Source organism: Arachidicoccus sp. (assembly GCF_050436765.1).
In the GTDB taxonomy this organism is placed as follows: domain Bacteria; phylum Bacteroidota; class Bacteroidia; order Chitinophagales; family Chitinophagaceae; genus Arachidicoccus.
In genome coordinates, this window is record NZ_JBNQGD010000013.1 from 1 (window position 1) to 10,962 (window position 10,962).

7 protein-coding genes are annotated in these 10,962 nt (G+C 34.9%); 3 read left to right on the forward strand and 4 right to left on the reverse strand.

Going from position 1 to position 10,962, the window contains the following annotated elements:
- Positions 1-105: 105 nt before the first annotated feature.
- The 4 genes from ACQR30_RS00535 to ACQR30_RS00550 form a co-directional block, all read right to left on the reverse strand.
- Positions 106-2,514, reverse strand: a complete 2,409-nt coding sequence (locus tag ACQR30_RS00535; protein WP_429729744.1) for a GumC family protein — start codon at positions 2,512-2,514, stop codon at positions 106-108.
- A 39-nt stretch (positions 2,515-2,553) separates the two neighbouring features.
- Positions 2,554-3,387, reverse strand: coding sequence for a polysaccharide biosynthesis/export family protein (locus tag ACQR30_RS00540; RefSeq protein ID WP_429729747.1), 834 nt, complete (start codon positions 3,385-3,387; stop codon positions 2,554-2,556).
- Between the two features lie 215 nt (positions 3,388-3,602).
- Positions 3,603-4,649, reverse strand: coding sequence for a glycosyltransferase family 4 protein (locus ACQR30_RS00545; RefSeq protein WP_429729750.1), 1,047 nt, complete (start codon positions 4,647-4,649; stop codon positions 3,603-3,605).
- Between the two features lie 444 nt (positions 4,650-5,093).
- Positions 5,094-6,569 carry an undecaprenyl-phosphate glucose phosphotransferase gene (locus tag ACQR30_RS00550; protein ID WP_429729761.1) on the reverse strand — a complete coding sequence of 492 codons (1,476 nt, stop codon included), beginning with the start codon at positions 6,567-6,569 and terminating at the stop codon, positions 5,094-5,096.
- 344 nt (positions 6,570-6,913) lie between these two features.
- On the opposite strand from ACQR30_RS00550, the gene ACQR30_RS00555 reads away from it, so the two are divergent.
- The 3 genes from ACQR30_RS00555 to ACQR30_RS00565 form a co-directional block, all read left to right on the forward strand.
- Entirely contained in the window at positions 6,914-7,564 is a 651-nt protein-coding gene (locus ACQR30_RS00555; protein ID WP_429729753.1) for a S24 family peptidase, read from the forward strand.
- 805 nt (positions 7,565-8,369) lie between these two features.
- On the forward strand, positions 8,370-9,281 hold the full coding sequence (locus tag ACQR30_RS00560) for a hypothetical protein (RefSeq protein WP_429729756.1): 912 nt from the start codon (positions 8,370-8,372) through the stop codon (positions 9,279-9,281).
- Positions 9,282-9,316: 35 nt separating this feature from the next.
- Positions 9,317-10,962, forward strand: a 1,646-nt coding sequence (locus ACQR30_RS00565; RefSeq protein WP_429729758.1) for a right-handed parallel beta-helix repeat-containing protein, incomplete at its 3' end; no start/stop codon positions are given.

Here is a 10,962-nt window from a genome sequence, read left to right on the forward strand (position 1 = left end):
CATGCGAGCCGATAAAGCCGGCTCCCCCGGTGATGATGATGGTTTTTGAAGGCATTTTTAATACATCTGTTTTAAATCAAACTCGTTATTTTATAGAATCATTGTTTATTTAACGCCATATCCATTTTTAAAGGGCCACCCTTTCCACTTTCGCTTTGGTTCTGATTCGTCAAAATAACTACCTCCATAATACCCGTATCTTCCATAACCGTAGTAATAACTTTTCTTAGTATTATCTACATCATTGACAAGTATATTTAAACGTGGAAACTTATTTTCTACAAGTTGTTTATTAATCTGCGTAAGTTGTTCTTTGTAGGTAACATTTACCCTTACTAGAAACAGTGTTACATCTGAATGACGCCCTAGTAAATGAGCATCTGCCACTAAGCAAGGTGTAGTATCAACAATAATATAATCGAAACGATTCCTTAATTCGGCAAACATTTGTTCAGTTTTTTCGAGCATGATAAGTTCGGCGGGATTAGGCGGTATAGGACCACTAGGGACAATTGATAATCCAGGAAAACGCTCCACTGGATAAATGATTTCGTCAAGGGATGCCTGTCCAATGGCATAATTGGTAAACCCTTTTTCTGATTGACCTAATAAATGTCTGGATATCCTGGGTCTGCGAAGATCCATTTCCAAAATGACCACCTTTTTGCCGGCAAAGCTCATCATAGCGCTTAGATTCTGGGATACAAAAGATTTTCCCTCACTAGGCATGGAAGAAGTAAGTAAAATAACTTTATCGTTTTTATTGGTTAAGATAAAATTCAAATCTGTTCTTAATATTCTGAATTGTTCGTTCAAGGGAGTTCGGCCTTTTGCGGTCACAATGATGCCATGATTATTTTCTTTATTATGATTATGCGGTATTTCAGCAAGTACGGGTGCCTTTGTTCCTTTTTCAATATCTTCCCGCGTATTTATTTTGACATTGGCTAAATTCCTTAAAGTGGAGACGACGAAGGGGAGAATGATACCTAATAGAAGCGCAAATGCAAGGATGAGACTCTTGTGTGGCGAAAGCGGAATAGCTTCTATTCTTCCAGGTGCAATAATCCTTATATTAGAAATAGTAGAAGATTTGGAAATAAGTGCTTCTTCTCTTTTTTGTAGTAAATAAAGATAAAGTTCCTGTTTGACGGATTGCTGGCGGCTATACTCGACAAAAGTGCGTTCCTTAGCCGGAACCTCCCTGATCATGTTATCAAGCGAATTATTGTGTGTTTGCATTTCTGCCAATCCAGCTTGCAAAGACTGTTTGATAGATTGAAGTCCCGTCATCATATTACCCCGAAGACTTGTAATCTGAGTTTCAATATTCTGGACAACTGGGTTGTCCTTGGTTGCGCTCAATAATAAGCGTTCCTTTTGCAACAATAAGGAGTTATATTTATCTATAATACTAACCAAAGATCCGTCTTGCACAGCCAAAGAGGCAGGAACTATTTGCTCGTTTTGCTTATGTGCATTCATATACTCAATAAGCGAATTAATAATACTAATCTGTACTTGTTGTCCGGCATAGTTTTGTTGGTATAAACCGGCATTCGTAATGAGTGCCTGTGATTGAGCCGTAAGATCTGCCAAGTTATTATTTTGTTTAAATAATTGTATCTTTTGCTCAATGGAATCAAGTTCTTTTCCTACCAATATCAGCCTTTGGTTAATGAATTGAATGGTACTGTCGGTGATATGTTTGTTATCATCTACGTCGGAGAGTTGATAAACGTCAAGCAATCTGTTCAAAAAATCGGTGCCCTGTTCAGGTACCATCGTAGGTAAAGAGAGATTGATAATAGTACTTTGCTTGTCAGAGATTTCTGTTGAGAGACTATTTTGAAAATTATCAGAAACAGAGGCTATATCGGCCACAACGAGATTGATAACCTGGGTGGAATCCCAATTATTTGTCAGGCTATCGGATGAAAGCGTTAATTCGCCAAATGGTAATGCTAAAGGCTTGCCCCAATAGCCTATCCATTGCTGGCCATTGGAAACAACCCTATAGCCCTTGTTACGATTTAGTTGAAAGTCAAATTTCAATTGGTCTCCTTGAAGACTGCCTGTATGAAAATTCTTTATAGCTACTTGAAACGGGAGTGTCTCCTTGTATAACGGAACTTGCCGCCACTGCTTAGTGGTACTGAATCCAAGATTCAATTGCAAATCTTCAACAACAGTATGAATAAGCGGATAACTGGTAATGATTTGTTGCTCGTTGTCTACGTTACTTGTTCCGGGAATTAAGCCTAAGCCTTGTAGAGTAGAAATGCCTGTCCCTTGTTGCCCAGTCAGTTGATTCGTATTGTCCTTGATGAGAACCGTTGCAACTGCATTATAAGTCGAGTTAGTAATGTGTAAATAAAATAGGGCAGCACCTACCAAAACGGTGGAGCAAAGTAAACAATATATCCAGTTGATTTTTATTTTATGGATTATTTTCGGGAAATCGATACGGGCATCTTCTTCGGCTTCTAGCCAGTCAAAATCAGGTGCTTGCATTGTAGTATGAATTGGTTTAAATAGTGTAAATAGTTCTTATTAAAATAGACGAGACGCAATCACAATTAATATGGAAAGAATAGTACCTGCAATAGTATAAGCCCTGGTTCTAGAGGCATCGGTAGCGGCTGCCTTGCCTTTAGTTGGCTCCACATATAAGATGTCACCTTGCTTTAAATAAAAATAGGGGGAGGCTAACATCGCGGTATTATTCAAATCCAATCGGACAACTTTCTTTTCATTATTATCTTGCTGCCTCATCAGCAAAAGGTTCTCTCTTTTACCATAAATTGTCATGTCTCCGGCTAGCCCTAATGCGTCTAACACACTTGCTTTTTCGCCGTTAATAAGATAAGTTCCCGGCTTAGAGACTTCACCTAAGACTGTTACTTTAAAATTAGCCAGCCGAACATTTATCACGGGATTTTTATATAATTTGGATGCTTGAATACTTATCACTTGCTTGATTTCATCGGTTGTCAGCCCAGCTACATGGATAGTTCCCAATACGGGGATTTCAATATACCCGTCTTTATTGACCAGATAACCATCCATATCATTGCCCGCGTCCTGAATAGAAGCGGAGGATATATTGGAAGAAATCATACCGGTTGTAATCGGTGAGGCAGAGGAGCTAAGGTTTAGTGCGCCATTCGCGGTGGGGTCTAGCGTAGAGATGATAACCTTCAATATATCGTCTGCTTGTATTTTTAACGGATGATATTTGGCGGTAGGGGCATCTTCACCTTTTGAAAATACGTAACTGCTGTCGCTGATATTTTTGAAATAGGTAATGTTTTTATAGCTGGTACAAGATGATCCCAAGAGAACGATAAGAAAGAATAAGTAAATATATTGGAATCTGTAGGTCATTTTACGTGTATTTTTATGCTGCACAAAGTTGATTTTGGATGTCGTTTCGAATAAATTGTCTTTCATTAATTAAATTAGGGGTGGCCAAACCTGTTTTGCTATAATAAGTGGCGGGTTCACCAAAGTTTCTTGGAAGCTTTGAAAAATTACGCTGGTCTTGGTCATTACGGCGGCTATGGAAAGGTTCGTATATTGCGCTATAGTTCACCATGTCGTTAAGCCGTATAATGTTGTAAATAACTTTCGGTCAAGGTCTGAATGTTGTGATTTTGCTTTACGTATTGATAAGCATGTTCGGCCATTTCTTCAAGATCAGGACCCTTCATAGATTTTATGTGCTCTATTGTATTTGCCAAACTAAAGTAGTTGTTGCTAGTAAAGAAAAATCCAAGTTCTCCTTGATTAATTATTTCCATTGAAGTGGAAGTATTGGATATCAACACGGGGACCTTTGCCGCCATGGCTTCGAAAATTGTTAGTGTGAACCCTTCGTCTTGTCCTGGATGAACCAATACATCATAGTCTTTAAGCTTTTGACAGATGTATGTTCTGCTTTTATTTCTTAAAAAAGTTATGTAGTTTTCCAACTGGTAATTGCTCGTCAATGCTTCTAAATTTTGTTGTGATTCACCGTCTCCTATAAAATCTATCCAAATATTTTTGATGCCTTTATTATGTAAACAGGCCAATGCCTCTATTAGCAGATGTTGGCCATATTCATTTTGATATAAAGAATTTATCTGGAGAATCCTAAAAGGTCTATTGCTTTCTCTGCGGTGATTTCTCTTGAATGGAATTGCCGCCAAATTCACACCCCCATAAATAATTTTTGGCTGATATACCAATTTTTTCAGTGCCATTTTTTCAAGTGAATGAGAGACTGTAAACAGCTTTTTGTACCGATTTATGGATTGATCAGCAATGCCGTCATAGACTGTTATTAATGCCTTTCTTTTTAGGTGCCGGGAGAACAGTGTGCCAATTATGTTTTGGTTGTGGCAATGAATAACCTGAGCATCCCATTTATTTAATAAGTAATTCAATTTTATAATAGGAAAAATATGTCGACTGCCCTCGTTCCTTTTTATTTGTACTATATGCACGTCCTTATTTATTTGATCCATCAAGTCCTGATCTGTCTTACTGTTGATAATAAAAAGGGCAATTAAATGATTAGCATGTGATTGATAGTTTATGATATCCACTAATTCATTTTCAATACTACCCATATTCAAGGAAAAAATTATGTGGGCAATTTTCATTATATAATTATTTATTACAGCAATAAATTCTGTCCTTCAATATTGTTATAGACTCCAGTCAATCGATCATCTTTTGTAATGAATACGATGAATACGAGTGATGTTGCCATTATAAAATAATCTCTAGTCAATCTTACGTGAAGAATAACTTATTGTTAGATTGTAGAAATATTTCCTTTTACGATAGGACTCTATAAAACCCTATAAAATAATACAGCCGTTAGTTCGAATTACGCTAACAGTGCCTTTTGTTCATAAGCTATATCTATAATCCAATAAGAAAGCAGCATTCTTTATGGAATTAGATCCCTGTTATCGGTTACGCGTAAAAGATAGGTCATGTTGAATGGCTACCAATTTGTCTGTGCCAACCATTCAAAGACATTCACCTAATTAGAAACAAGACGGGATTTATATTTTCCATTTTCCATTTTGTTGTGATCATTAAAATGCGTTTTCTTCTCCTTTAAAAATATTCCACACTGTCAAAAAGATTATTTTTATATCCAGCAAAAATGTCCAGTTCTCCAAGTACCAAACATCGCATTCTACGCGCTTTTCCATTGCCTCAAGCGTCTTGGTCTCTCCCCTAAAACCAGTTACCTGTGCCCATCCGGTAATACCCGGTTTAGCAAAGTGGCGAACCATATAGGAGTCTACCGATACACCATATTCTTTTGTATGGAGTAACATATGAGGTCTGGGCCCAACAATAGACATATTGCCAAACAACACATTAAAAAATTGGGGTAATTCATCGATACTTGTTTTGCGCATGAAAGCACCTATCTTAGTTATGCGTGCATCTTTTTTGGAAGTCTGAATCTGATCTGCGTAGTTATTGGGTTTCATACTTCTAAACTTATAACATCTAAAAGTCCGGTTGTTTTTTCCTGATCGTTCTTGCTTAAAGAAGGCGGGCCCTTTGGACTCTAACTTTATCAATAAAATCATTAAAGGAGTAAGCCAACTCAAAATAAACACGATAACCAAAGTTGAAAAAACAATATCAAAAAGGCGCTTCATTATAATACTCCTGTCTCTGAGCAGGGGCTCTTCTCGAATACTAACAACGGGTATATTTCCGAGAAAACTTATATTTGCGGGCCTATTAAATAGATTATAAAAGTCGGGAAGGAATTTTACCCGTACCATATTCCTATCTGCTATATAGAGCAGCTTTTGGAGATCTGCTTTGTCAAAAGAAGCAGTGGTACAAAATATTTCATCTATATGTGTTTCGCTGTTAATTACATTAATACGCTCTATTACATTCTCGTCTGAAATGCTTCTATAATTGGTTGATCGGTCAAAATTGCCGACAATATTAAAATTACCATACCCTTGGTTAATATAATCTTTTAGTTGTTGGGAATAGGGATTGGAGCCAATAATGATAATATTTTTTCTTATTTTCATAAGCTTGGCAAACATTTTGCGTAGACCGAGAAATGCAAGTTTTCCGCCAAATAAAAGTATCCCAAATAAAAGCATCGAAAAAACAAAAAGTAAATAGAACTTTTTTATGCCAAAAGTGTTCAACGATAAAATAATATATAAAAAACCTATACAAATGAAGAATAAACACCATACCTTTAAGAAGGATCTTATTATTATCTCTGCATCATGCATTAATATATTCTTATAAGTTTCTTTTGTGTAGGTCATAAAGGCCCATAATAAATTTAAAAATATGACAGTAGAAACATATTTACTGGAAAAGGCGAAGTTATGATCTACCATGAAAATAGCACATAAGAAACACGAAACCGAAAGCAGGCATAAATCCGTATATAGTTGTAAATACCTTATGTATTGTAGAGATTTACTAATTAAGAGACCAAAAATATGTTTGGCTCCCAGTTTTTCAAAAAAAGCGGCTAAGGCGTTTTTAGGTAAACTTTTTGCTTGTGGATTCATCACAATTTTGGTTATAATTTTTTAAAATCAATCCATTTGATTGAAAAATTCAGCGAGTATTTGAAGACTTGAAAACTGATTAAATTTTAATAATTACGGTTTAGTGTTTATTTATTTCAACCTAATGTCATTTTTAATACTTACGACTAACGCACTTTTTTTTAATGTTTATGTGTACGGATTGCCTTACAAAAGGGTCTGTACAATGATTTTTTTCGCTATAGCTCTAATTGCCATTTTACGAACTGTATCACATTTAGCTATTTGGTTACATTTCTCATTTGCAGCTTTGTTTCTAAATAGGGAACAAAAATAAGCGATAAATCTCGTATAAAAAAATATTTATGAAAAATAAATCGCCTATTAAACAACGTATCTTGCAGTATATTACTGAAAATGGTATTTCAAAGTATCAATTTTATAAGGATACCGGCATTACAAGGGGTATTTTAGATCAAGATAATGGCATTACTGAATCTAATATAGAAAGATTTCTCGCTTGTTTTAAAAGCGTGAACCCTTCTTGGCTAATATTGGGTAGTGGCGACATGTTGCTTGATAATAGAAAACCAAGAGAAACAATAATCGACCCCCAGCCCTCCATTACAACCCTTCCTCTAATTCCACCCGAATCACTTGAGGAATATTTTGACGGAGATTTCACCACTAAGGACGCGCCCTATCAGCGCTATGTGGTTCCAGTTTTTATTGATGCCGAATTCTTGCTAAATGTGCGGGATGTATCCATGTATCCAAAATTTAATATTGGGGATATCGTGGCTTGCAAAAGGATTAAACCTCCCACTTTTATTCAGTGGAATAAAATATATATGCTGAATACTGTGCAAGGCGTACTGATTAAAAGAGTTACAGAAGGTGCGGACGATAATCACTTTAAAATTGTCAGTGATAATAAAACCTATAAAGCATTTCAGATTCATCGTTCAGAAATTAAGGCGATGGCAATTGTACGGGGAGTCATACATGTGGAATAAGATACTGGCCATGATTTTATTGGATCAAAAATTCAAAGGACATACTGGCATTCCAGTTATAAGGAATAATAAGTTTATTGAAATTAGTTTTATCATTTAAAGTCTCGGTCTGTTGATTATTTCTTGGGGTATTATGAGGATGAATACTTGCTAAGAGTAGAGTTGATCTTTATTAACTTATCTGCAATTAATGTTACTTTTTCTTTATGGTTAATAGTCCGGTATTTATCTTAGGTTTATGTTGGCAATTTATATCCGCGCAATGTATATGAAGCAGCAAATTTCTCAAGATTGCGCTCAATCAATTAATAGATCTATCACATTTTTCTAGCAGTAGAACAGCCTTATGGGTTTGTAGGTGTAGATTTTATAAAACTCGTCATTAATATGACCAAAAATGGAATTGCTATATATTTTTTCTAGGTGTGATTTAATTTCTGTGGATATTTTTTAGACTAGGTGTATCCCCTAATATTTGCTTCATAAGGAGGAGCTTAATTCCTTCAAAAGGTTACGTTTGATGAATGGTTTATATTTATGACAGACGAATTATCGTAAGGCATTTGGATTTACATATGTTATTTGATCTGGATAAATAAGCATATGAATGACCAGTTTTTCCCATGTAGATATGTTCTTTACAAGTACGCACATGTTTTTGCTTGCATTAAAGATCAATGCAATAAAAAAATGTCAGTTATAATACGCAAGATTTTATTTAATATCCATCTCCCCCGCGTGTGATGATTCTGGAGAATTGATTAATAAAAAAACATTTATATTGCGGTAAATTAAACTACTGCTTATGGATAATTTAAAAGAGGTAAATCTACCTGTTATGAATGATCTTAAAATAAAATTTGACGGCGATTCGAGTATAATTGAAGCTAATACACTAATTAACAACCTTCTACATTTTTCAAGTATCGTACAAGAAGTAAACAAGGAACTTAATACTGGTAGAAAAATAGATATTAAAATACAGGCTATAGAGGAAGGCAGTTTTATAGTTAATTTACTTATTGAGTCCAATGTTCTTCAGAATATAAAAAATTTACTCTCAAATGATACAGTTCAGTATGCAGCAAATTTGCTTGGTTGTGTGACGGGGGTTTATGCTATTGCTAAATTCTTAAAGGGAAAAAAGGGAAATCAAAAAGAACAAACAGGAAATAATGTAGAAATAGAAAATAATAATGGTACTGTACAAATTTTCAATATTATATCCGCAAATGTATATACAAACAATAAAAACGTGAGAGAAGCTTTATCACAAGAATTTAAAACGCTTGATAATGATAAAAATATTACCGGTCTTGAGTTTCTGAATAAAGATGATGAACAAATAGTCGTAATTCCATCAGAAGATTTTGCGGATATAGCTTCTCTAGATGAAATAGATGAGCCTACCGAATATCGTTCAATTAACAAGGAAGGAATATTAAATGTCTATACTATTACTTTTGGAGAGAATGTAAAATGGGGATTCTATTATGAGGGAAATAAAATTTCTGCAAAAATAACAGATATTAAATTTACCGAACTAATTGATAAAGGTGAGCGATTTGCCAAAGGAGATACTCTTCGCGCTGACATAGAGATATATCAAAAGTTTGAGCCATCAATAAATGCCTATATCAATAAATCATATAAGGTAACTAAAATTTTAGAACATATTCCAAGGCCGGAACAGGGTAATCTATTTAACCAAAAATAAACATAGTTTTAATTCTAAACCGCAAATTTCCTTTTATGATTTTACAAACAATTGCTGATTTAAAAACGACAGATGGCTCAACGGTGACAAATGGTTTTGCTAATGTTTTAGGATATTGGAATGTTAATGATGGTGGAGGGGGAGAATTTTATTGGGATTCGATTTCTACAGAAGATGATAACACGGGAACTATTTTTGAAGTTTCTGGTGTTATTACCGGAAGATGGAAAAGATTATTTTCTGGTGTTGTTAATGTAAAATGGTTTGGGGTGGTTAATGGTTTAGATTTTAGTAAAGGGTTGCAAAATAGACTTAATTTACAAAAAGCATTAGACTTATCCAAAGTATTGGGGGGAATGGCAATCAATTTTTCTAAGGGTGATTATGTTTTGGACGTAGCTGTGCCATTAAACATACCTTCCCATACTACTTTAAGTGGAATTGTAGGAAAATCTATGATACATATAGATCCTGCAACTATTGTCAATATGAGCACTCGCCCTTATCCATTAACCAACAGTTCTGTATTTTTCTCTACAGATGATGGGAACCAACCACTTTGGAGTAATGGAACTAGTGTAAAAAATATCACAATTAATGGAATTTCTATGACTTGTGATTATACCAGAGGATCTCTACCTACAGGTTATGATTTAAAAGGCATTACAATACTAGCTGGGACAAATATAAATATTACAAATTGCAATTTTAATAATATACCTCAGACAGGTATATATGTAAATAATTGTAACACTTGGAAAATAACCAATAACACAGCAATTGGGTGTGGCTTTGGACACGCGACGGCTCCCGCTACAAATAATGGCATATCAACAGCAGGGCAAGGCGTAAGTACAGATTTAACTCAACAATGTACAAGTGGTGCAATTTCAAATAATATTTGTAATTATAATAGGGATGAAGGCATTCAGTTCGGATTTACACGTGGAGTTGTTATTACAAGTAATGTATGTATTGGCAATGGAGATTTAGGAATTGAAGGGGATACAACATATAATTCTTCTTCAACTGAAGCTAGTTTAGGCATAGAGATTCCAAGTCAAGCAGTTATTTCTAATAATTATGTAGACGGGTTAAAGCAAGACGGGACTTATGGTAAAGGAGGTATAGGATTCGCCGGCGGTAATGAAGGGATTGTGATTATCTCCAACAACCTAATTAAAAACTTAACGGGCAAACCCGCTATAGCCGCCAATCAAATATCTGGTGGAAAATGTTTGATAGATGGGAATTTTATTGATAGAGTGGATCCTGATGCTACACAACATCAAATTTCCATAAATATTGAAGACGTAACAGTAACTAATAATAGATTTGCCCGACAGGGAAATAGTAACCACCATGCCGATATCTATATCGCAGGTACGGTAATAAGTGCTGATGTCAGAAATAATAATTCCGATGGCAATTACAATTTTATTAGTCTATATACATATCAAGCAGGTCTTGATGGTATATTAAAAAATATAAATATTTGTGATAATCAATGCAAAAAAAGCATTTCTTCGACTGTTTCAATACGTACAGATTTAGATCAGGCAATAGATATTATTAATATTGAAAGAAACCAGTTTTACAATTTAAACTCATCTCATGCAAGTAATCAGTATGGCGTGATTTTGACCCAAAAAGTTACAAATGATGTAACCATAAATTCCTT